This window comes from Aquimarina algicola, assembly GCF_006443095.1.
GTDB lineage: Bacteria > Bacteroidota > Bacteroidia > Flavobacteriales > Flavobacteriaceae > Aquimarina > Aquimarina algicola.
Map to the genome: position 1 here is coordinate 342052 of NZ_VFWZ01000001.1, position 22196 is coordinate 364247.

Sequence of the window (22196 nt, forward strand, 5' to 3'; positions counted from 1 at the left end):
TCTTATACATTTTATTTATTCGTTATTCTCTTAATTAAAATCATATACAAAGACTTCTATGTCTTTTTGTATTAATGTTTCTTTAATAATCGGTTCGATTTTTTCCCACTTCCCTCCTGCCAAACCACATCCAATTCTAGGCATGTGTATACTCGCCTGAAGTTTTTCTGCTTCTACAGCTATCTTTTCTAAACAGGTTTTGACAGCATTATAACGTATAGGAACACCGTTACTCCCTGTTTTCATGCCTTGTTGGGCGATCATATTGCCTACATAGATATAATCATTAACAGGGACTATTTGAATTGCTCCGAGTTCAAAATCATTTTTTGCTCTATTACGATGCCATTCTCGATATCTTTTTTCAGGTTCTGCCCATTTTTTTGAAATTGCTAAGACAAACCCCTTACCCCAACCACCAAGGTTATTACAAACGTGAACTATAATTTTGTTTCCTTTGGCTTGAGGTAAAGTGGCATCTCCTTTTATGTATTTTATCGTTTTCATCTCAACATCAAGTAGCTGTTTAATTCTTCGTTATCAAAAATCAGTGGTTTCTCTTCGGGAATCAAAAGTTTTTCAAGCTCTTGTGATTTTACAAATTTGTGTTGTTCTGTTACAAAATCTGTAATATCTTCTATTTCAATAATATCTTCTTTTGCGTATGATGTAATAAACTTGTTACGTAAACCAATTTGAATAGCTCTACGTTCTAATTTTGTACCATAAGGATTATGATCAGGGTCCCATTGCAATCTGACATCAGATCTTTTTACATCCTCTTGCCAAGATTCATAAGAATCATATAATTTTGATTTATAAGAAGAATATACTGCATTCTCCAGATAGTTTTCAAAAGCAGCTCTCTTGAGATGGATTGCTAATACAGTTTCTTGACCTTCTTTTGTTGCCCAACCATTTCTAAACATCATCCATAAAAAATTAGGTTTTATCCAGGTCATTCTATCCAAACTAAATGCACCTCCAAAGAATTGATTTTTTGCCGCAAAATTTCCTATTTCGGGTCGATATGATTGATATACTATTATTTTCTCATCATCATATTGTGCCATAATATGGTATCCTGTTTGCGGCCATACGGATTGTTGTTCTGTATATTTTTTAAGTTGTAATTTCATTTTTTTTATGTGTTTGTAACTCATCTCTCACTTCCATCAAAGCAAAGCCTAGTAAATTTTGGCCTCTCCAAAGGTTTGGATTTTCGGCTTTTTCATTACTTTGCCCCATACCAATTCCCCAAATCCGATCTCTAGGGCTGGCTTCTACAAGAATTCTATTTTTTGTACTTAATAAAAAATCTTTTAATTCTTGGTGTTGAGAGAATTTATGTATGTTACCTTGTTTTACGATTTCATATTTATGCTGATTCCAAATTTTTGGATCAAAATTTTTCACTTTCCTACCGAGTTGTTTTGCTTCCATAGGGCTAGAAGACATTATAATTTCTTCTATCATTTTTGGATCATCAAATACTCTTGCTTTTTCTGCCATCATCCAGTGTTCGGCAGTTTTATACGTAATACCTTCAACCTCAAAAGCAGATTTCCACCATTGGCTAAAACAACTTTTACCAATGTTACCATCTTTGTTGGGTGTATGTCCCCAAAAGAAAAGGTATTTTAATTTTTTTCCTGTATTAAAAATAGTTTCTATTTGTTGTCGTGTATATTTCATTGTAAACTAGTATTAAACTTATGAATTAGTGCTATGATATCATCATATCTGGCTAGTTGTAAACTCCAACTTTCGGGGATATTATGATATCCATAATATATTCCTGCAAGACCTCCTGTAATTGCACCGGTTGTATCTGTATCTTCTCCAAGATTCACTGCTTTTAACACGGCTTCTTGATATGAGTTTGAGTTCAAAAGACACCAAAAAGATGCTTCTAATGAGTGTAATACGTATCCACTTCCTTTTATATCTGATCGATTCTGTTTTGAAATATCTTCTTCTAAAACTCTTGAGAAAAAATGCACCTCTTTTTGATCAAAATTTTTCTTTGATATAAAGTTGATGATCTTACTTTTTAGTTCTGAGTATCCTTCTTTCTTATCTTTGCCTGATAGTAATAACAATGCGTATTCAACATAAATAAAACAAGAAAAAACAGATCGAAAATGTCTATGAGTCAAAGAAGATACTTCTTGTATGATCTCGTATCGTTTTTCGATATCGTTTTCTTTTTCAAGAAAAAATACTATTGGCAATATTCGCATTAAAGAGCCGTTTCCGTTAGCATATTCACCTTCTCCACCACAAAATTGGGGAGGCATACCTCTTTTAAAATTATCTATAGCATTTCTGGTTGTGATTCCAATATCAAAAACTTCTCCATGTGGAGTCCAAAGACTCTCATAAAACCATTGCATTTGTTTTTTTCCGATATCATTTAGGTCATAACCATTACATAAACTATCCATAAGACAAAAGGTTAAAGAACTGTCATCAGACCAAGTACCAACGGGTTGATTATGACTACCAAATCCAGTCATATCTCTCGCTGGTTTTTTATCCATTATTTTTCGGTCTAGAAATTCATACGGAACTCCTACTGCATCTCCAACTGCTACTCCGAATATTCCTGCTTTTATGTTATCTAACCTCATTTTTTCTTAAAATTTTATTTGTACCACTCCTTTTTCATTGACATCCTTGAAAGAGTTTGTTGTAAAAATGGTATCGAATTCCTCTATTAATGTTGTTGTTCCTTTACTAAAAATCCCATGACTCACAATGAGGCTTAATTTACCGGCGTTTTTCTCTTTTAATGCTTGTGCCAGACCTAAAAAAGTACCTCCTCCATCACAAATATCGTCTACAATAACACAATGTTTATGATTCAAATCTTCTTCATACACTCTAAAACCAGATAATTGCCCTGTAGTTACATCTCTCTTTTTTGAACATTCTATTACTTCTATACCTCCTAAATACTCTGATACTTTATAGATCTTTTTTAATGCACCCCCATCAGGAGAAATTAGTAACACCTCTTCGTGTATTGTTGATAAACTTTCTTTTACAAAATCATAGTTATGAATGACTTTGACATTGTTTAATACTGCCGGAGTTACTTCAGAATGTGGATCAAAAACAAGTACCTCATCATACTGTTGAGCATTAATAATATCTGCATATACTTTTACACTCAAAGGTTCTCCTGAAACCATCACCCTATCTTGTCGTGCTGCCGGAAAATACGGTATGAAAACATTAATATGCTTCACTTTCATTCTTCTTAAGGCATCTGTAGCAATAAGCAACAATCCCAAATCATTAAAAGAATTGATACGATGTGTAATTGTAATCTCATTTCCAATATTTTGATCAAGGATTTTGATGTGCGGCTCTCCCCCATTGAACGTAAATGCTTCAAAATTGATGGACGAATTATATGGTGTAAACGACGAATCTAGATGTAAATACTTCATTATTGTGTTATTTTTACGCAAATTTAGAGTTCAATAATGGATTAACCAAATATTTTGCGTAAAATTTACATTAAAATAAAATATTCCAAATCAGATTTTTAGATTTTGTAAGGAGATTGAGATGTAAAAAATCTTAAAATTATCGAAGCAACAGATCTTATTTAATATCAAATATGAATCCTTCTTTTTGGTGCTTGAAGTATTGTTTTTTATTAAATTGAAATAGATTTGCAGGTCTGCCCCTGCCTTCTGAAACTTTTTCGTCTAATTCTTCTAAGATATCAAAACTGAGTATTTTTTTTCTAAAGTTCCTTCGGTCTATTTCCTTCTCTAAAATTGTCATGTATAACTTTTCTAAATCAGAAAACAGAAATTTATCATCGAGAAGGTCAAAACCTATAGGTTCGTAAGTCAATTTGTTTTTTAACCTTTTTTTTGCCTGTTCAAGAATCATATGGTGATCAAATGCTAGTTCTGGTAATTCCTGAATAGGAAACCAAGCTACATCATTGGCATCTGTATCTGCTTTGATCTTATGATGTTCGGGTTTGACTAATGCAAAATATGTGATACTAATGACTCTATTTCTTGGATCTCTTTTTACAGCACCAAATGAATACAATTGTTCCAAGTAATCTGCAGTTACGTTGGTTTCTTCTTTTAATTCACGCATTACTGCTTCTTCCAAACTTTCGTTTTCTAAAACTAATCCTCCAGGCAATGCCCATGAATCTTTAAAAGGTTCTATATCTCGTTTGATTAGCAACACATTCAAAGATTTATCTTTGTAACCAAAGACTACGGCATCTACAGCAACTTTAATATTTTGGCGTATCATATACGCAAAATTATGAATTTACAGTTATAGTATTTACTATATTAAGAGATTTTTTAAGAAAATAGAGTTTAAAAATTATTATTCAACACGTTCAAGTTGTTTTTGAAGCCGATAGAGATCGTAGTAATCTTTTTGTGCTATAATCTTACCTTCTTCGTTAATAGTTGTTGTACTGATTCCTTTGATAGAAAACTTTTTATTTTTAATGATGTTCGAACCCCATTGACCATTAAAAGTTCCTCCATACGTCCATTCATATGTAATTGTGTTTTTGTCGATAAAAGCATCTCCACTTCTTACCCAATACATGTCAGGGACATTTCCCATAAAAGTATCAGTAATATGTTTGGTAACATTAGATTTCCCTTTGATTATTGTATCTGATGGTAAGTTATACCATATGACATTTTGGTCAAAAAAACTGCCAATTTCTGAAGCGTCATGTTTTGTCCATGCAAACATATATTCTTGTAAAATACTTTCGGGGTTATGATTGGTTTTTATAGATGTTTTTTTAGAATCCTTACAGGCACTCAATAGTATTACTAATACCAGAGCTATTTTTACTATTATTTTCATGTTTTCAATATTTCTTTTTGATTGAATTGATTTTACCATTCGATTTTACCGTTTTCATCAAGAAAACCTCCATTGGGACCATTATCTGGTAAAGTTGCCAGATTTACGATCACTTTAGAACCTTGTTTTGGTGTTCGTGGTCCTGTTTTTCCATTCAAATCGGTAGCACAATATCCAGGATCAGCAGAATTTACTTTGATATTTGTGTCTTTAAGTTCGTAGGCGAATAGAATCGTTATGGCATTAAGAGCTGTCTTGGAGGTACTATATGCTAATGATTTATAAGCATAATATTCATAATCAGGATCAGAATTTTGTGTTAGTGATGCCAGACCACTAGATACATTAACAATTCTTGCTTCTTTTGATTTTTTTAATAATGGAAGAAAATATTTTATCGTGGCAATGACCCCAAAAGTATTTACCTTAAATGTATCTTCAATAACATTCATTGATACCTCTAACATAGGCATTCCAAAATCTAACCATACTCCGGCATTATTGATCAGTGCATCTAATTTTCCGAAGTCTTTTTCTATAGTATCTTTTGCCTTTTTGATAGAGGTTTCACTAGTAATATCAATTTGAACAAAAGTGGCATTAGGATTGTCTAAATCGACTAATGTTTGTTTTCCTTTTTCTATGTTTCTAGAGCCAATAATAACTGTATATTCATGATCCAAAAAAGTTTTAGCGGTTTCTAGGCCAATACCTTTATTTGCACCTGTTATTAATACTACTTTTTTATTTGTATTCATGTGATTCTTTTTTAATGACGTATAACCAGAGATAAATTGGTTTTAAAATGATTTTTTTGATATAAGGCGAGAAATTGAACTTAGACAATCTTAAAGGTTTAAAACTTTCCAGTATCTAATATTTGGAGCAGCGGTAAAGGTATTCTCAAGAATATCCATTACACCAGTATCTGTTCGCCATTTTAGATAGGCTTCATAATATTCTATGGTTTCCCATTCTTGATAAAAAACAACAGTATTGTGCTCTAAGTTTTTGTGAATTTTAATGCTGATAAAACCCGGATATTCCCTAGTTTCAGGTAAATATTTTGACAATAAGAGCTGAAATTCATCAACTTTATCTTCTTTTAAATTTGCTTCAAGGATAACGATTGCATTATTTTTCATTCTTTTCATTTTTGAGTTATGATGTGTCAAATGTAGAATGCAAGACCCTTTTATTTCTTGACATAAAGCAAGAAAACAGTTTTATGTAGAAAGTACTCGGCGTCGTACTCGGCTTAACGTACTATCGGTAATGCCTAAAAATGAAGCTATGTATTTGAGTGGTGCTTTTTGGATAAGCCTGGGGCGAAGTTTAAGTAATTGTTCGTAGCGTTCTTCTGAAGATAAATGAATATTAGATAAAATATATTTCTTGATATTAATTAATAATTCTTCATGAATCAATTTTTGATAAATATGCATTTCAGGAACTACTTTGTAAATATCTTGTAAATCTTGGTATGAAAAATAAGTAATTGTTGTCTCTTCTAGACATTGAATGTACTCTTGAGTAGGTTCTTGTTTTAAAAAACTTACTATTTCTGTAATGTATTCTTGATCAGTTAACAGCCAATTTGTTGTTTCTATACCTTGAGTATTGATATTGAAAACTCTCATCAACCCTTTTTCTATATATCCTGTAATATGACAGACTTGACCAGGCTCTATAAAAAAATCATTTTTTAAATATGTTTTTGTTTTAATAACCGATAACAGATATTTTTCTTGTAATACTGTTAAATTTATTTTTGATTTTATTTGATGTAGTAATGTATTCAATTATAGTGTTTTAAGTTATATGTATTGAATTAAGGGTTAAAGTAATGAATTTTATGTTCTTCATTATTGTATACTATTTTGAGGCCTATTTGTTTTTAGTTTTATGTATAGCATATATAATGCATGTGGTAACATAATAAATGTCATTCCTGAAAAAGGGATCATATAGATCCCTATTGCAATAACAAATAAATATGACCAAACAAAGCTTGTTGGTATTTTATGTAGTGTTGCTTCTATATAATGTACTAAAAGTCCTAACGGAATTAGGAGTAAACCAAAATAAAAGAACCAAAAAGCAGCAAAGTTTTCATAATTCATTTGTCCATTTAATAATGGAAATTCAAATAACCCCTCACTAATTTTAAATAAATATGTTTTACAAAAACTATAAAATTGGTTACCAAATGCATATGGTGTAATTCCTAATGTTGAATGACAAACCCCTGTTATTATAATTATTACTCCATTTGAAATTTGCATACCTATGTTTTTAGTTCTATATACATTAAAAATCATCTAAATTTAAGTCTTGTTTTTGGACTTAGATTGATAATACTTCAAAATATTTGATCTCTGGACCTTGGGCTATAAATCCTGAAAGTTCTTGGAGAACACCATTTTCTCTAATAAAGTTTAGATATTCAAGATGATCTAGCTTTGTATTCCAGTCTTCATAAAAAACCATTTCATCTTTTTCAGTATTAAACAAAATATCAACTGAATTACAACCTTTAAAGCTTCTTACATTTGGTAAATTCTTTTCAAGAAAAAGCAATAGGTTATCGTATGTTTCAGCATTAATTTTGGAAGTTAATATTACTTTATAACTCATTTTTTAATTCATTTTTATATTAAACAATTATTGTATTATTTATAAGAGGTGTATTTCTAATGCGTATAAACTTATTTTTATTATGGGGATTATATTGATATAACCCCCATAAACACTAAAAAAAACACTTAATTACGAAAACGTAAAGTGTTATCGTTTAATCAACTTTTTGATTTTTACTTTTTTGTCTACAGATACAATTTTTACAAAATATAATCCTGCGGATAAATTTGCGATTGATGTTGTTGTTTCTACCATCGTTTTTAAACGTTTTCCTAATGCATCATATATCACTATTTCTCGTAATATATTTTGTCCCATATTGATCGTTATTCTATCATCTGTAGGATTAGGAACTAACGATATTGTGTTATCTAATTCTTCTTCTGGATTTGATGGATCAGTCTCCGGATCAGGATTTGGATTTGGGTTTGGAGGAGTAGTTACAGGATCAGCACCAAATTCATATGGTCCTATGTCTATTGTTCCATTAATAACACGATTACGCCCCAGATAATCTTTTGGCCAATAATCAACAGGGTTGCCAGGATAAAAAGGATCATCTTTATAACGATCAATATACTGTTGATAAACATCAGTATGACCTGCTTGATACGTTTGTGTTCCTGCATTGATAGTAGGAGAATCTTCTAGTGTTGTAAAATTGCCTTGATCAATAGCTTCATATAAGGGATCTCCTACTTTATTATCAATTGCCCATGCTTGTGTGTTTAAATTCTCAATTGTATTGTAACTTGTCCTGCTTATAGATACTGAAGCATTATACGTATCAAACAAATTATTTCCTATGTATAAAGAAAGCCCATTTGTAGTATCAAATGTGATTGCTCTTGACGTTTGATCTATGGTAGCTGATATATTGGTAAAGATATTATTATAAATATGTGTTTTATCATTGCTACCATGGCGATTCGTGCCCGACCAAATACCATGACAACTACTATCAAAAATATTATTTACAATATAATGTTCTCCATGTTGTGAAAAAAGAGTGACCCCAGAGCATAAACGCCAGTTGTTATTACTTTCATTATCTCTATTGTTATAAAAAAGGTTTCCAATAATAAAAAGAGGCCCTTTCATAGGATCATTAGCAGTATGTTGCCAGCCTACACCACTTTTTGTCCCTACATTATTGATCCACCAGTTGTAATCTCCCAAACCATATTGATGCCCATAACATTGTCCATTTCCGCCGGCAAGTGTATAGCTATCTGTACAGTAGTTGGTAGAAAAAATGACATCTGTAGCTCTTTTTGTCCAACCAAGAGCTTGTCTCGAAAACTCCTGATAGTTTCCTGCGACAAATATATGGTGATTTCCACCACTAGACGCTATTTGATCTCCTACCTGAACTAAATTTCCAGATAAACTCTTATATAACCCATCTATAGGATCGGGATTTTCTCCTACCAAGGCTTTGTTTTCGATAATCCATACTTTATATACCTGATTGCCATTTATATTACCATTTACTTTATAAGCATGATGATCATTATCTCTAGTTGCCCAATCATAACCACCTCCACAGTTTTTAAATGTGTTTTTATAAGCAACAACATTATGCAATTCAGCATTTGAAGCGCTATTTGATGTTAGCCCTACAATAGCACCTCCTCCTCCGATGTATTTCAAATTTTCAAAAAGTAGATTTCTTAATGTAATATGATGTGTTGGTCCTTCACGATCTCTTGTAAGTGTCAATGCAGCATTAGTTGTGTTACCTCCTATCCAGTTTATATTCTCTACAATGGTATGTTGACTATTATACATTCCTAAAATAACATTAGAAAACACTGGTTTTTCTTCTGGATCCCCATGAATCCAAATAGGGTTATTATTATTTCCTTGAAATTGGGGGGACCATACCCTATGAAAATTGGTAGCATTATAATTACCTCCTTTTAACCAAATTATGGTTCCGGGAGTGTATACATCTCCTATCCAACTGTTACTTGGGATTGTTTTTCTAGGCCTATCTGGATAACCATACCTTCCATAAGTTCCTGTTAGCTCGCCAGACTGTATCGCATCACTTGCATTTGGATGATTGGGGGCTACATAATAGTAATTTTCTACTGCTGTTGATGGCCAATCATCTGGTTTTTCAAGTTTTATTGAAAAAGGGTCATATTCCCAATCTGTATATGGTATGCCTACATATGACCAAGCATTTTGACTATGTAATTGGTTTTGAATACATATCAAACCGATGATAATCAAAAAGAAGTAGATTTTACGTTTACAAAGTTTCATTATTGTAGTTATCTTGGTTAACAATATTTTGATGATTTCTGATTATTAATGGATTAAGGAATCCACGCAACAGTACCTTCTTTTACAGAAAAATCAGTCGTTAGCTCTACATTAGAACGCCCTTGTTTCATAGCAAAATAAGACCGGATGTGTATGATATCGGGATGATCATCATTTAATACTAGATTGTTACTGTCTGAAGGAATAACATATCCACCACCTATCAATCCTAAATCTGTAGTAGTTGCAGCTGCTACGTGACCATGAGTAAAAAAGATATATTTACCATCAGGTGACCATGCGAGGTTCTCAAAACTTGGACGACGCCCGGCTTCAACTTGAGCCAATTGTCGTAATCCGGATCCATCTATATTGATTATCCATGGTGTTGCTGTGCGTGTTCTAAAAGTAGCATCTGTTTGTAAAATAAATGCTATTTTTTTACCATCAAGACTTACTGTAACTTGTTTGGGTTGCCCTTGATTTTCATCAAAAGTCACGATAGGCGTTCCTACTGTATTTTTGTTATTTGTTATGTAGATACTTTGCTGCCGATCATACACAATTCTATTATCAGGTAACCAACTTAAAGATGGTGATACATTAAATCCGGGAGAAGAAATTGCAGATATAGGTTCAAAATCTCTAGAAATGATTACTAAAGCAGGATCTATATCGCTTTTGTCATGATCATAAAAGAAAGCCATGAGTTGACCATCTCTGGAAAGTTTTGGTTCTCCTAAAATATCTTCAAATAGGTGATTACCTTGTTTTTGAGTGCCATCTACCCCATAAATCACTAAACAATCATCATAACCGGAAAGAGGATCATCACCTGCTTTTTGGCATTTTGTAATTTTAGTTAGAAATTCATTTCCATTATATGCAATAGATGAAGCACTAAAATCCGCCAGAGCATGATAAGTACCATTTTTATTCTCCCAATCTACACCCGGTATTCTGTTGTATATGCCGGTTGAAATATCCAGAATCCATCCTTCTCCATCCCCTCCTATGAATAATCTACCTTCTAGATCTCCATTCACTTTTTGAGTACTCTCAAGATCATCATCAATATTTTCAGAATCACTATTACTACAGCTTATGATCAAAGATGAAAATAGTAAGGATAAATATATAATTGTCATTGGTAAGCAACTTTTCATAATATATGGGTTACATTATTTTACAGGATTATCTAATCAATTCTTTTTGATTATTTGAATTTTAGGATGTAATTAAAAAGAATTCATAGTACTTGACAAAATGATAATTGTTACAATTAATAGAAATACTAAACCGCCGAAACTATGCCATAAAGGTCTTTTTGGAGGTGCTGTTTCATTATCTTTTTTTAATTGCTCTCTAAAATTTTCAGGAGTTTCGTAAAGATTATATGTTTTTTTACAATGTGTACATTCTAAATATGTGGATTTATATAATGGAAAAATAGGTATCCAAAATACATGAAAGTATCTTCCATATATTGAAACATTGAATGTGTTATTTTGACAGTAAGAGCATTCAAAATTTCCTTGTATTTGTTTTGATTTTATTAATGAGGCACGAGTTCCAAAAAAAATAAACATGTTTTGACCTTTTTTATATAATTATGTTTTTTATTTACATCTGTAATACACATCTTTTCCGATGCTCATAAAGCTGGATTCATCATCAGTGTCTAAACCGAAAGTGGTAACAACAGAATTACCATTATCAAATAGTAATTCTATTTGATATTTATTTATGGTATAGCTCCCATTTTCATCTGGTCTAATAGAAGCACTGCTTCCTCCCGCACCAATTACGGCTGTAGAAGATTGAAAACTGAATCGACCATTATCACCAAAAAACACTTTTTCAATACTAAAAGAATGAATTTCTAAATCGCCTATACCAGTGCTTACACCACCGGTTATTTTATAGCAATCTGTAAATTTGAAGTCAGAAGATGTAACCGGAGCGATCTCAAAACTATTGAAGAAAGTACTATATTCTCCATTTTCTTCCCAATCAATTTCTAATTTGCCATCTACGATTCGTGATACACCCCAATGATCTGGATTTTTTGATTTTAAGTCTTCAATACTAGATGAAAATATATTGTCTACATCTTTGGTAACAGTACCATCAGAAAATCTAAGAACAACTTCATCATCTAAATCTGCTCCATTAACTGTTGCTATTAAATCGATTGTACGCCATAATACGAAAGAATCCTGTGAATTATCGAGTTGATCCTCATTTTGATCATCGTTACTACTACATGATAAAAAAATAACTAAAATGCATGTACATGCTTGTAAAATTTTCATAATACCCTTTTTTTAAATTGTTTATGTTCTATATTAATCTTGTTTTGTGCTATTTAATTTGGAAGCCAGTATAATCCCCAATTTGGGAAACGATCAGTTGGGTTGGGTTTTTCTTCATTTGGTTCTGTATCTTTATAATAGCGTTTCAAACGAATTGCTTCCGGTGATTTTTCGTCATCGATACTACTTAACATTACTACTTTATCCAAATCTGAAGGAATGGCATATAAATGCCCTAAAACCCCCGGTGTATTAAGATCTTGTCCTTGAGCCCCACCTTCTTTTAACAAAATCCATTTACTATCCGGAGACCATGTAGGGCTGTTTATTATTGGAAATTCCTCTCCTGGAACATCTGCCAATTGTTTAATATTAGTACCATCACTATTCATAACATAAGGCGTAGCACGGGTAGTAGCAAAATTTGAAGTATGAATCATAGAAAAAGCTACTCTTGTTCCATCCGGGCTAACAGATATTTGTCCCGGACTACCTGAAATCATTTCTGGTAAGGTGAGTTGATAATCAGGTGTTGTAGAGTAAGGTTCTGTGAATATAAAGCTACGGTTCTGTATATATACCAACCGTCCGTTAGGCAACCAATCGATACTTGTCTCATCTAGTTTCTGATCGCTGATTAAGTTTCCTTCTCGATCATAAATTTCTAACCATTTATCTGAACTTACAGATTGTCCGATATTTCTAAATAAAGCTAAATATTCTCTATTTCTTGATAAGTGAACAGATCCCCGAACAGCATACAAGAGTTCGAACTGAGAAACATATTCACCTTTGTAATTTTGGATAGCGATACAAGTTAATGAAGGTGATAAAACATCATCATTTACCCTCTTACAATTTCTAACTTTTATAATAAATTCCTGATGATCATACTTTGCTGGAATCGCCCAAAAGTTTGCAACTCCGCTAGGAAAACGATCATTTTGGTTCTCCCAGTCTGTATTGGGAATCTCAGTAAAAATACCACTTGCAAGATCCAATAAATAAGACCCATAATCATTCTCATGAACGAAGAGCTTGCCTGTAATACCAGGATTTAATAGGTTTGAATTTGCATCTAAATCTTCTGAGGTAGAACGACTATCATTACTACACGCGCATAAAAATAGTACCACTATTATTAAAGCTGCTGGAAAAATCTGTTTTAGAGTATTCATTCTTAATATTTTTAGGCTTAAGGAATCCAATAAAATCTACTCGCGGTAAAGAAAATATCAGGGTCATCTCTATCAGGATTAGAATTTTTGTCATAATGATATACAGGAATTGCTTCTGGAGAGCTTTTTTCTAAGCGATGTCTGCTCAAAATCAAAGGAGTCTCTATATCGATAGGAATAGCGTATCCGATCCCTCTAGAAGCCAACGTTGCTAAAGGGATACCTCCTACTCTAACAAATATGTACTTTTCATCTGGTGACCATGTCGGAAAAACAATATTTGGTCTATCTTCATCTTCTGGTGAAGTTGCTAATTGACGATATTGTAACGTTTCTACATCAATAATCCAAGGAATGCCTTTTGAGGCTAGAACTGTACTATTATCTCGATTAATCATTGTATAAGCTATATGCTTTCCAGAAGGGCTTACTGCTATTTGAGCGATAAAATCACCAGGGATATCTTCTGGTAATCTAATTTGTGTATCAGGTATAGAAGAATAAGGTTTGGTAAATACTAATGTTTTTTGATTATCTGTAGACACATATACGATACTTCCATTAGGCATCCAGGCATATGACCCAATTTCTGTTTGTACATTGTCAACAAAAGTACCGTCTCTTTTATAAACAGAAAGCCACATATCATCTAGATCTCTTACGATAGCTAGATATTCTGAATTATAGGAGAGTTTGGCACTATCTATTTCTCCTTCTAAATCAAAAGTATTAACGTAATTTCCTTCAAAGTCTTGAATCAGGATACAACTGTATTCTGGTCCAGGGAATTCAAACTTGCAGTTTTCGGCTACAACCACAAACTCTTTTGCATTAAAAGGAGATGGATTGACACTAAAACGTACTCCTGCTGAATTCGGAAAAGATTCACTGTCAAATTGCCATTCACTATCAGGTACATTTTCAATTAATCCTGTATTAAGGTCTATATAACTTGCTATATCGTTCCGGTTTCTATCGCTAATTCCTTCAAAAAAAAGCTTTCCCGATAGACGATTATTTAATCTATCATTACGCAAATCGGGGATATCCTCATTATCGCCAGAGCTATTGTCACTACAACTTACTGTGCTTAACCATATACATATGATTGCTACACTATACTTATAAATATTCATGTATTGATGATTTGATGTTTTTCTAAAACCATTGAAATAAATTCAGTTTTAGTTTATACCAAAAGTATACGATACATATACACAAAGAAATCCCTTGAAAATTGTATTTTTTTCTACTGGTTTCTAAGTATTTTTTGAGGGAAAAAAAGTGTGGTATTAGTTTTTGATTATTGCTAATAAAATCAGGATATACAAAAGTTTCATTTAAATATTTTGGGAATAAGGGCTGAAATTTACCAATGCTATCTGTTTTTAAGTTTGCTTTGAAGAAGCTGATTACATCGTTTTTCATTCTTTTCATTTTACAATTAGAATGTTTCAAATGTAAAATGCAAGACTCTTTTATTTCTTGACATAAAGCAAGAAAACACTTTTCTTTAGGATTCGAAATGTTATATTCTAAGTAATTTTCAAATCAAATTCTTTTCGATGGCAATTTTAACCAATGCAGCTGCGTTTTTCACATCCATTTTACGAATCAAATTTCGACGGTGTGTTTCTACAGTCAAAGGGCTAATGAATAATTTTTCGGCAATTTGATTTGTAGTTAGACCATTTGCAATTAGGCTTAAAATGTGTTTCTCTCGTCTTGTTAGTTTAGGTAATTCATCATCTTTATTTACAAAATTTGCTAAAAGATTCTGTATTTCATTCCCAAAGTAAAAGTTGCCTTTATAGATCTGTGTTATTGCGTTTACCAACTCTTCTGCCAAGGTGTTTTTTAATAGGTAACCATTTACCCCGTTCTTGATCATTTGATTGACAATACTAGGTTCGTTATAGGTACTCAAGCCCAACACATTTACATCTTTATGGTTTTTTTTGATGATTTTACATATTTCGATACCGCTAATATCAGGTAGGTTAACATCTAGTAACACTACATCTGTTTTTTGTTTCTCGAGAAAGGTAAGCGCATCTTTACCATTTGTAAAACAAGAAGTAATCAAAATAGTATCATAATCATTTAATAAGGTTTTTAATCCTTCTATTACCATAGGGTGATCATCTACTATGATTATTTTTATAGTTTCTTTTTTCATATCAAATATTGATTTGAATTGTTACGGTAGTTCCTTCATCTTGTTTTGATTGTATATCAAAATAACCATCTAGATACTCCACACGAGTTTTTAAATTGTTTAATCCCATACCTTTTGTTTGATCTAAAGAAGTCATATCAAATCCAATCCCATTATCTTCTACAGTAATGTCAATTTTGTTGTCTTCTTGAATATACTGTACCAAAATCTCAGAAGCTTTAGCATGTTTTATAGCATTGTTGATCAGTTCTTGAATAATTCTATATAAAGTTACTTGATCCGAGGTTGAAACATTTTTATAACTTCCGTAGAATTGTAAAGTTATTTGATTATCTTCATTATTCATATTACTACAATAATCTTTCAATGCTGATTGTAATCCATATTTAAGCAATGTTTCAGGCATTAAATTTCTTGCAACACCTCTTAACTCTATTAAAGAATTTGTAATATCATTTTGTATAATATTCAATTCTTGTTTTGGGTATTCTGTGTATCTGTTATTATCTAATTTTGATAACTTTAAGCTAATAGCAGAAAGCCTTCCTCCTAACCCGTCATGTAGATCAATAGCTAATCTTTTTCGCTCTTTTTCTTGCCCTTCTATCATGGCAGAAAAAACTTTTGTTTGTTGTTGATGCTTTAGCGTACCTATTTCTTCTTGATGTTTTCTTTCTTTAATATGATTCGATTTGATCTGATTACGATATATAAAAAATATGATAATCAAAGCAGAACAAAGTGTTATGATTAGTATTGCCATAAGATACCCTTGTGATCTTTTTTTCTCTAATACAAGTGCTACTTCATTGCGTTCATTGGTTAACTTTAAGATTTCTTTTTCTTTTTTTTCTGATTGGTATTGTATTTCTAATTGATCAATTTTTTGTGCGGTTTGTTTATAATCTAAACTATCTAACAGGTCAATGTGTTTTTGGGCATATTCATAAGCTTTATCATAATTCTTTTGTTTAGCTTCATATACTCCCAAACGATAATATGCCTTAGACCTACTTACATCATTACCGGATTTTAAGGATTCCTCTAAAAAATCGAGCATATATTTTTTACTCATCTTATAATTTTTTAGCTGTTCGTAGGTTTCTGCATATATCATATATAATGGAGAGTATTCGCGATGTATTTTATGCTTTTTTATAAAATCATAAGCTTTATCATACATTTTTATAGCTTCTTTATAGTCTCCTATACCACTATAATATAGTCCTCTATGAGAATAATATTTATGCCTATACTTTGATTCAGGTACTCTATCCAAATTAAATTTGACTTCGTCAAGAGCTTTTTTCATAGCTGGCAGAGAGTCGAGTTGGTATAAGCATAAAGAGAAACATAAACGATCAAAAATAATATCTTCGGGTAAGTCTTTTAATTTATAATAATAATCACTTTGGTTAAAATAATAATAGGCTCTGGTATTTTTTCCAAAATTCATGTGCTTGATTCCTAAATTTGTATAGGCAATACCAAGAAAAAGCGTGTCCCTTATTTTTCGTGCGATAGGAATTGTTTTTTCGATATATGATATTTCTTTTTCATTATTTCCTTCATACCCATATGCAACTCCCAAGTTGAAATTATTTTTTGCCCATAATTTAAGGTTTTGCCTAGACGAATCTTTCTTTAATAATTGTTCGATATATTCATTTGCGATATGATAGTTTTTTTTTGCTCTTTCTGCATCAAAATAACTGGAATATTCAACTGCAAGTGTATGATAAGATAAGGCTACACCATATTGATAATCAATATTTTTACTTAGTTTTAATGCTGCTTTGCTATGCTTAAAAGCGTTAACAGAATCAATCCCTTCGTAGGCTCTAGAAAGTTCACACATTAATTTGACCCTGGTAGTATCGTGATGAGCATCTACCAGTTGAAGTTTGATTTGATCTATATTTTGCCCAAAAGAAAGAGAAATAAAACCTGCAAAGAGTTGATAAATAAGAAAAACTAAACATCTTTTTAGTATCATGAATCGTAAAACAATTAAATTTTGAGCATTACCAAGATATTAATTAAGAACAACAAAATGTTCTAAGAGACTAAAAATACACGAAAACCAGTAGAAAATAATTTCAGTTATTTAAGGAATTCTACGATCATATTAAAATCAACAGAATTCCCGATAGGAAGTAATTTACCATTCAGAAGCTCGATATTATCCTTACTATATGATTTTACTTTCTCTTTATTAATAATATGAGATTTATGAATTCTAATAAAACTATCGGATAATTCTTGTAAAGCTTTTTTTAAGCCATTATACACAACAATTGTACTATCGTCTGCCAAATGATATGTGATATAGTTTCCTAACCCTTCTATATGAATGATTTCATCTTCAGCAATTGTATAGACTCTTTTGTTAGACCTTAGTTCTAATGTTTTTTTGGGAATATTGACAGATAGTAATTTGTTTTTTTCTTTTTCTTCAAAATAATAGTCAAGTATGTATACAGAAGATACAAATACAACTGTAGAATTAATTAGGATGATCGCTCTTAATAAAGCATTTATATCAAATATTTGCAAAAAAGTAAAGTCATTATAATCATCTACAAAAAAATGCATGAATAGTCGTTGTACTGCACTTGCTATAAATAATAAAGAAATGTATAATATCAAGAAGTGAAAAAACTTCTTTTTAAGTAAAAATTGAGGGATCAAATATAAAACTGTAAGGTAAACACTAAAAATCCTAACCGGTAAGAGTACAAACTCTAGATAGAAAGAAGCTTTATAATCACCTTCTTTTACCCAAATGATTCCAAAAATAATGTAGTATAGGATCCAAAATGAAACATGTATAAACAATATTGTATGTCGGCTAAGTGATCTAAACATGATAAAGTTTTTATTTGACATATATAAGAGCCTAAATTTCGCATAAAAAATGAAAGGATTCGTATAATTTTCAAAATTAAATCACTGCTACGGATAGTTTTGAACAAAAATTAAAATCAAAAGTATCATGCAACGCGTATTATTTTGTACACTATTTATTTCAGTTATTTTTTCCGGATTTTGTCAAGAATTAGAGCGTCGAGCTTCGTTTATTTCTAAAATATCATGGCCGGATCACAAAAATCCCGGAGCAAAAATTAAAGAAATCATCAAAAAATCTCCTTTGGATATGGCAGGGTTTAAAGCTGGGGATATAATCATTAGTGTAGATGACCGGCCTATAATCACACAAGAAGATTGGAGTACAATTACGTTTAACCTTAATTCTACCAAAACCACAAAAATACAGGCAAAACGAAATCATAAACTATTTACAAAGGTAGTTAGACTACAACCTTTACCATTAGAAAAAAATGAAAATGTAGAAACTTTTTACGAAACTGTAACTAGTGATTATGGAATACGGCAACGAGCGATTATTACCGTTCCAAAAGAAAATATAAACAAAAAGAATCCTGCAATTATATTAATACAGGGACTAAGTTGTTCTTCTGTTGAAAAATATTCTGGTCGCAGTAACAACTGGGTGCGACAGATCAAAGACATTGCCGAAAAATCCCAAATGGTATTTATGAGAATAGAAAAACCCGGTGTTGGCGATAGTGAAGGTGATTGTGGTACAGTAGATTTTTTGACAGAATTAAATGGATATGAATCTGCGATACAATATCTAAAAGATCAACATTATGTAGATGTATCAAAAATTATAATTTATGGAAATAGTATGGGAAGTGCTCTTGCTCCTTATCTGGCAACTAAATATGATTTGAGAGGTATTATCTCTGATGGTACGTTTTTTAAATCCTGGTATGAACATATGCTGGAGATAGAAAGAAGAATTTTACAGATCGAAGGAAAAACAGAGGAGGAAATTTATGATCTTATGAATACCGTTTACATTCCGTTATATTATGAGATGTTGATCAAAAAACGAAGTTTTGAAGAAATTCTAAATGATCATCCTACTTATAAAAAATATCATAGACAAGGAAAAAATCATATGTATGGTAGGTCTATGCATTATTATCATCAAATTCAAGATTTTAATTTTGCAAAACATTGGGAAAATATCAAAGTTCCTATACGAATACGATGGGGAACCAATGATTGGATCATGACAGAACATGATAATGACATGATTATAGATGTTTTAAAGTCTAAAGGACATAAGAATCATAAACTATATAAATATAAAAATCTAGATCACTGGAGTACGATACATCCTAACTATGCTAATAGTTATAATTTTGAACCCGGTACTTGGGAAGATAAAATCAGTCAGCAAATCATTGATTGGGCCTGGGAAATTATTAATGAAGAATAACTGTACTGGTAATTGCTGCTAATTGGCTCTTTTGGTTTCTGGTTCTCCGATATTTACGTTTTTATATCTGTCATTTTTTAGTTTACCAAAATTATATGATAAAGAAAATCTTATATACCTTGTATTGAATATATTTGCATATACGATATCTGTAATTCCGGCCCGATAGTTTCCGTCTGCTCTTACTTTATAAAAGATATCATTGAAATCGATATTAAAAGTAGTTGTTTTATTAAATAATTTTTTTTCTAAGCCTATGTTTACTGAAGAATAATCTCTTTCTGAATTTAATCCATCTTGCTTTTCACTTAAATACCATCCTGTTAAAAATATTGTTACCCAGTCTTTGATGTCAAAGCTATTTTGTGAGTATAAATAGTAGTATGGTTTTTTGTTATTAGAAATGTCAAACACTCCTGTATTGTCTTTAAGTTCATCGTATGTTGTAGTTATGGTATTTGAAGATCGCCACCATTTTAAATTTACATTTTTGGATAATGAAATAAAATAAGAATGCCGTTTAGTGACATTACGTCTTTGCAATATATATGCTCTGGGATTTTCTTCTGATTGAAATGCTCCACCATCTATAGGGTCTATAGTATAATTATATCCTGCTTTTAATCCCCATTTATTATACGTTCCTCCTATTTCGATTGCATGTACTTTTGAGGGTTGTAGATTTGGGTTTCCTTGTATAGATGTAAGCGCATCTTGATACACAACAAATGGGTTTAAAATAGAATAACGAGGCCTATTGATCCTAGAAGTATATGACAAGTATACATTACTATGATCAGACAAAGTAGTATTAATAGAAGCATTTGGAAAAAAATCTATGTATTCGTTTTCAATTTTACTTCCTGCTCTATTACTGGTTGTTAAATCATATGTAGTTAATTCTGATCGTAATCCCAAACTGTAATTTAGGGTATTGATTTTACCTTTATAATTAACATATAGTGCAGGAATTTTTTCTAGATATGTAAACGTGTTCGATATTTCTTCATCTATAATAAGGCTTCCATCATTTTGAATATTGAAGAAATCTGTGTTAGAATTAATGTTTACATATCCCAATTTCCCTCCAAATTCTACTATTGATGTATTGGGAAAGGTTTTTGTATAATCAAATTGAAAACTAACAATATCTATTTTGTTCTCTCCAATATTATTGATACGCGCATTATCTTCTACCATGTCTATTATATTGTTCTCTGTTATCAAATTTTCGAAGTCTTCGTTATAAGAAGAATACTGACCACCTATAAAAATATTAGATCCCAGGCTATCTATTTTAGAATAATAATTAATATTAAAGGTGTTTTTTGATGTTATCTGATCAACATTAATATTACTTTGATATATTCCTGTCGCAGTATCAGTAATTATATTCTTGCTGATTTGGTTTCCACCTAAACTTTCATAAGCACCTATATATGAAAATGATATATAATTTTCTTTGTTGATATTGTATTGAACTCCGGCTGTATAATTAGAAAAGTTATTAAAATCATATTGCCAATCTGTTTCTAGGTCAGAGGTAAACATATCTATGGGTTCTTTGCGTGATCTTGTAGTGGTCAAGATGTGTCTATCATTTCCTGTAAGAAAACCATAACTGCTATTAATAGACCATTTTCCCTTTACATAACTATAGTCAATGTTGGTTCTATTATCATAACCACTAAAATTATTGTGAGTATAATAGTTTTTTACTACTCCTTTATTACCTACTTCATCATTGATTTTTGTAATAATATTTATCACCGCATTACCTTCTGCATCATATCTTGGCCCAGGATTATTAATGATTTCTACTTTTTCGATATTTGTTGGTGATAGAGTTGATAAGCGTTCACTTGCGATTCGTATTCCATTCAAAAATATGATAGCATTACCTTTGCCAAACACACTAATCTCTCCGTCTGTGTTATAAACGATTCCGGGAGATTTCCTTAAAATTTCATCTACAGATGTACTTGTTGCTAATGTTGTATTTGCTATGTTGACCTCTAGAGTACCATCTGCTCGTTCTTTTACAAGGCTACTTTTTGATGTTAGCACGACTTCATCTAATTCATTTTTGTTTTCTAGAACATTCACAATACCTAGATCAATATCAGCCTGACCCTGATATTCAATATTCATGTACATTTCTTTGAATGCTAAAGAAGTGAATTTAAGGATAACTTTTGTTTGTTTGAGGTTATCAATGAGAAACTCATTTTCAAAAAAGCTTGTTCCGGTTATTACAGTAGAATCTTTTGCAGAAAGTACAATTACATTTCCTAATAATACTTGATTCTCGTTATTTTTTACATAACCAGAAATTGATTCTATGGATTGTGCGTGATTATTGTTACATAATAGCATACAAAATATAACCAATAGAATTATTTTGATAATAATATTCATAAATG

General features: G+C 31.3%; 23 protein-coding genes. 1 reads left to right on the forward strand and 22 read right to left on the reverse strand.

Going from position 1 to position 22196, the window contains the following annotated elements:
* Nucleotides 1-30: 30 nt before the first annotated feature.
* The 21 genes from FHK87_RS01575 to FHK87_RS01675 form a co-directional block, all read right to left on the reverse strand.
* On the reverse strand, nt 31-507 hold the full coding sequence (locus tag FHK87_RS01575) for a macro domain-containing protein (RefSeq protein WP_140588966.1): 477 nt from the start codon (nt 505-507) through the stop codon (nt 31-33).
* A complete protein-coding gene (locus FHK87_RS01580) occupies nt 504-1139 on the reverse strand; it encodes a DUF4291 domain-containing protein (RefSeq protein ID WP_140588968.1) in 636 nt (211 codons plus the stop codon). The genes FHK87_RS01575 and FHK87_RS01580 overlap by 4 nt, the downstream gene beginning before the upstream one ends.
* The gene (locus tag FHK87_RS01585; protein ID WP_140588970.1) at nt 1123-1695 is read right to left on the reverse strand and encodes an NADAR family protein; all 573 of its coding nucleotides are present in this window, start codon (nt 1693-1695) and stop codon (nt 1123-1125) included. Before FHK87_RS01585 ends, FHK87_RS01580 begins: the two co-directional genes overlap by 17 nt.
* Nucleotides 1692-2633 (reverse strand): ADP-ribosylglycohydrolase family protein, encoded by a 942-nt coding sequence (locus FHK87_RS01590; protein ID WP_140588972.1) that lies wholly within the window; start codon nt 2631-2633, stop codon nt 1692-1694. The genes FHK87_RS01585 and FHK87_RS01590 overlap by 4 nt, the downstream gene beginning before the upstream one ends.
* Before the next feature lie 6 nt (nt 2634-2639).
* On the reverse strand, nt 2640-3458 hold the full coding sequence (prs, locus tag FHK87_RS01595; protein ID WP_140588974.1) for a ribose-phosphate diphosphokinase: 819 nt from the start codon (nt 3456-3458) through the stop codon (nt 2640-2642).
* Nucleotides 3459-3615: 157 nt separating this feature from the next.
* Nucleotides 3616-4296, reverse strand: coding sequence for an NUDIX hydrolase (locus FHK87_RS01600; RefSeq protein ID WP_140588976.1), 681 nt, complete (start codon nt 4294-4296; stop codon nt 3616-3618).
* A gap of 78 nt (nt 4297-4374) precedes the next feature.
* Nucleotides 4375-4875, reverse strand: a complete 501-nt coding sequence (locus FHK87_RS01605; protein ID WP_226293981.1) for a nuclear transport factor 2 family protein — start codon at nt 4873-4875, stop codon at nt 4375-4377.
* A 32-nt stretch (nt 4876-4907) separates the two neighbouring features.
* Nucleotides 4908-5633: an SDR family oxidoreductase gene (locus tag FHK87_RS01610; RefSeq protein ID WP_140588982.1), complete on the reverse strand. Its 726-nt coding sequence runs from the start codon at nt 5631-5633 to the stop codon at nt 4908-4910.
* A gap of 90 nt (nt 5634-5723) precedes the next feature.
* Nucleotides 5724-6020 (reverse strand): putative quinol monooxygenase, encoded by a 297-nt coding sequence (locus FHK87_RS01615; RefSeq protein WP_226293982.1) that lies wholly within the window; start codon nt 6018-6020, stop codon nt 5724-5726.
* 81 nt (nt 6021-6101) lie between these two features.
* On the reverse strand, nt 6102-6677 hold the full coding sequence (locus FHK87_RS01620) for a Crp/Fnr family transcriptional regulator (RefSeq protein WP_140588987.1): 576 nt from the start codon (nt 6675-6677) through the stop codon (nt 6102-6104).
* Nucleotides 6678-6740: 63 nt separating this feature from the next.
* The gene (locus tag FHK87_RS01625) at nt 6741-7160 is read right to left on the reverse strand and encodes a DUF6463 family protein (protein WP_140588989.1); all 420 of its coding nucleotides are present in this window, start codon (nt 7158-7160) and stop codon (nt 6741-6743) included.
* Nucleotides 7161-7221: 61 nt separating this feature from the next.
* On the reverse strand, nt 7222-7512 hold the full coding sequence (locus FHK87_RS01630; RefSeq protein ID WP_140588991.1) for an antibiotic biosynthesis monooxygenase: 291 nt from the start codon (nt 7510-7512) through the stop codon (nt 7222-7224).
* A 150-nt stretch (nt 7513-7662) separates the two neighbouring features.
* A complete protein-coding gene (locus tag FHK87_RS01635) occupies nt 7663-9789 on the reverse strand; it encodes a T9SS type A sorting domain-containing protein (protein ID WP_140588993.1) in 2127 nt (708 codons plus the stop codon).
* Between the two features lie 53 nt (nt 9790-9842).
* Entirely contained in the window at nt 9843-10937 is a 1095-nt protein-coding gene (locus FHK87_RS01640) for a TolB family protein (RefSeq protein WP_226293984.1), read from the reverse strand.
* Nucleotides 10938-11027: 90 nt separating this feature from the next.
* The gene (locus FHK87_RS01645) at nt 11028-11378 is read right to left on the reverse strand and encodes a zinc-ribbon domain-containing protein (RefSeq protein WP_140588997.1); all 351 of its coding nucleotides are present in this window, start codon (nt 11376-11378) and stop codon (nt 11028-11030) included.
* A gap of 30 nt (nt 11379-11408) precedes the next feature.
* Nucleotides 11409-12104 carry a hypothetical protein gene (locus FHK87_RS01650; protein WP_140588999.1) on the reverse strand — a complete coding sequence of 232 codons (696 nt, stop codon included), beginning with the start codon at nt 12102-12104 and terminating at the stop codon, nt 11409-11411.
* A 53-nt stretch (nt 12105-12157) separates the two neighbouring features.
* Nucleotides 12158-13282 carry a TolB family protein gene (locus FHK87_RS01655; RefSeq protein WP_140589001.1) on the reverse strand — a complete coding sequence of 375 codons (1125 nt, stop codon included), beginning with the start codon at nt 13280-13282 and terminating at the stop codon, nt 12158-12160.
* Between the two features lie 17 nt (nt 13283-13299).
* The gene (locus FHK87_RS01660; RefSeq protein ID WP_140589003.1) at nt 13300-14418 is read right to left on the reverse strand and encodes a hypothetical protein; all 1119 of its coding nucleotides are present in this window, start codon (nt 14416-14418) and stop codon (nt 13300-13302) included.
* A 410-nt stretch (nt 14419-14828) separates the two neighbouring features.
* Nucleotides 14829-15461, reverse strand: a complete 633-nt coding sequence (locus FHK87_RS01665; protein WP_140589006.1) for a response regulator transcription factor — start codon at nt 15459-15461, stop codon at nt 14829-14831.
* A 1-nt stretch (nt 15462) separates the two neighbouring features.
* A complete protein-coding gene (locus FHK87_RS01670) occupies nt 15463-17457 on the reverse strand; it encodes a tetratricopeptide repeat-containing sensor histidine kinase (RefSeq protein WP_140589008.1) in 1995 nt (664 codons plus the stop codon).
* A 107-nt stretch (nt 17458-17564) separates the two neighbouring features.
* Complete coding sequence (locus FHK87_RS01675; RefSeq protein WP_226293986.1) at nt 17565-18329, reverse strand: LytR/AlgR family response regulator transcription factor; 765 nt, start codon at nt 18327-18329, stop codon at nt 17565-17567.
* Between the two features lie 127 nt (nt 18330-18456).
* On the opposite strand from FHK87_RS01675, the gene FHK87_RS01680 reads away from it, so the two are divergent.
* Entirely contained in the window at nt 18457-19773 is a 1317-nt protein-coding gene (locus FHK87_RS01680; protein ID WP_140589013.1) for an alpha/beta fold hydrolase, read from the forward strand.
* An 18-nt stretch (nt 19774-19791) separates the two neighbouring features.
* On the opposite strand, the gene FHK87_RS01685 is transcribed toward FHK87_RS01680, so the two are convergent.
* The gene (locus tag FHK87_RS01685) at nt 19792-22191 is read right to left on the reverse strand and encodes an outer membrane beta-barrel family protein (RefSeq protein WP_140589015.1); all 2400 of its coding nucleotides are present in this window, start codon (nt 22189-22191) and stop codon (nt 19792-19794) included.
* Nucleotides 22192-22196 lie beyond the last annotated feature (5 nt).

Excerpts from the sequence above, each read along its gene's own strand:
- FHK87_RS01610 (WP_140588982.1), bottom strand. The coding sequence starts at position 5,633 with ATGAATACAAATAAAAAAGTAGTATTAATAACAGGTGCAAATAAAGGT.
- FHK87_RS01670 (WP_140589008.1), bottom strand. The coding sequence starts at position 17,457 with ATGATACTAAAAAGATGTTTAGTTTTTCTTATTTATCAACTCTTTGCA.
- FHK87_RS01605 (WP_226293981.1), bottom strand. The coding sequence starts at position 4,875 with ATGAAAATAATAGTAAAAATAGCTCTGGTATTAGTAATACTATTGAGT.
- FHK87_RS01660 (WP_140589003.1), bottom strand. The coding sequence starts at position 14,418 with ATGAATATTTATAAGTATAGTGTAGCAATCATATGTATATGGTTAAGC.
- FHK87_RS01685 (WP_140589015.1), bottom strand. The coding sequence starts at position 22,191 with ATGAATATTATTATCAAAATAATTCTATTGGTTATATTTTGTATGCTA.
- FHK87_RS01575 (WP_140588966.1), bottom strand. The coding sequence starts at position 507 with ATGAAAACGATAAAATACATAAAAGGAGATGCCACTTTACCTCAAGCC.
- FHK87_RS01625 (WP_140588989.1), bottom strand. The coding sequence starts at position 7,160 with ATGCAAATTTCAAATGGAGTAATAATTATAATAACAGGGGTTTGTCAT.
- FHK87_RS01580 (WP_140588968.1), bottom strand. The coding sequence starts at position 1,139 with ATGAAATTACAACTTAAAAAATATACAGAACAACAATCCGTATGGCCG.
- FHK87_RS01630 (WP_140588991.1), bottom strand. The coding sequence starts at position 7,512 with ATGAGTTATAAAGTAATATTAACTTCCAAAATTAATGCTGAAACATAC.
- FHK87_RS01590 (WP_140588972.1), bottom strand. The coding sequence starts at position 2,633 with ATGAGGTTAGATAACATAAAAGCAGGAATATTCGGAGTAGCAGTTGGA.
- FHK87_RS01615 (WP_226293982.1), bottom strand. The coding sequence starts at position 6,020 with ATGAAAAATAATGCAATCGTTATCCTTGAAGCAAATTTAAAAGAAGAT.
- FHK87_RS01675 (WP_226293986.1), bottom strand. The coding sequence starts at position 18,329 with ATGTTTAGATCACTTAGCCGACATACAATATTGTTTATACATGTTTCA.
- FHK87_RS01600 (WP_140588976.1), bottom strand. The coding sequence starts at position 4,296 with ATGATACGCCAAAATATTAAAGTTGCTGTAGATGCCGTAGTCTTTGGT.
- FHK87_RS01635 (WP_140588993.1), bottom strand. The coding sequence starts at position 9,789 with ATGAAACTTTGTAAACGTAAAATCTACTTCTTTTTGATTATCATCGGT.
- FHK87_RS01655 (WP_140589001.1), bottom strand. The coding sequence starts at position 13,282 with ATGAATACTCTAAAACAGATTTTTCCAGCAGCTTTAATAATAGTGGTA.
- FHK87_RS01640 (WP_226293984.1), bottom strand. The coding sequence starts at position 10,937 with ATGACAATTATATATTTATCCTTACTATTTTCATCTTTGATCATAAGC.
- FHK87_RS01665 (WP_140589006.1), bottom strand. The coding sequence starts at position 15,461 with ATGAAAAAAGAAACTATAAAAATAATCATAGTAGATGATCACCCTATG.
- FHK87_RS01650 (WP_140588999.1), bottom strand. The coding sequence starts at position 12,104 with ATGAAAATTTTACAAGCATGTACATGCATTTTAGTTATTTTTTTATCA.
- FHK87_RS01585 (WP_140588970.1), bottom strand. The coding sequence starts at position 1,695 with ATGAAATATACACGACAACAAATAGAAACTATTTTTAATACAGGAAAA.
- FHK87_RS01645 (WP_140588997.1), bottom strand. The coding sequence starts at position 11,378 with ATGTTTATTTTTTTTGGAACTCGTGCCTCATTAATAAAATCAAAACAA.
- FHK87_RS01680 (WP_140589013.1), top strand. The coding sequence starts at position 18,457 with ATGCAACGCGTATTATTTTGTACACTATTTATTTCAGTTATTTTTTCC.
- prs (WP_140588974.1), bottom strand. The coding sequence starts at position 3,458 with ATGAAGTATTTACATCTAGATTCGTCGTTTACACCATATAATTCGTCC.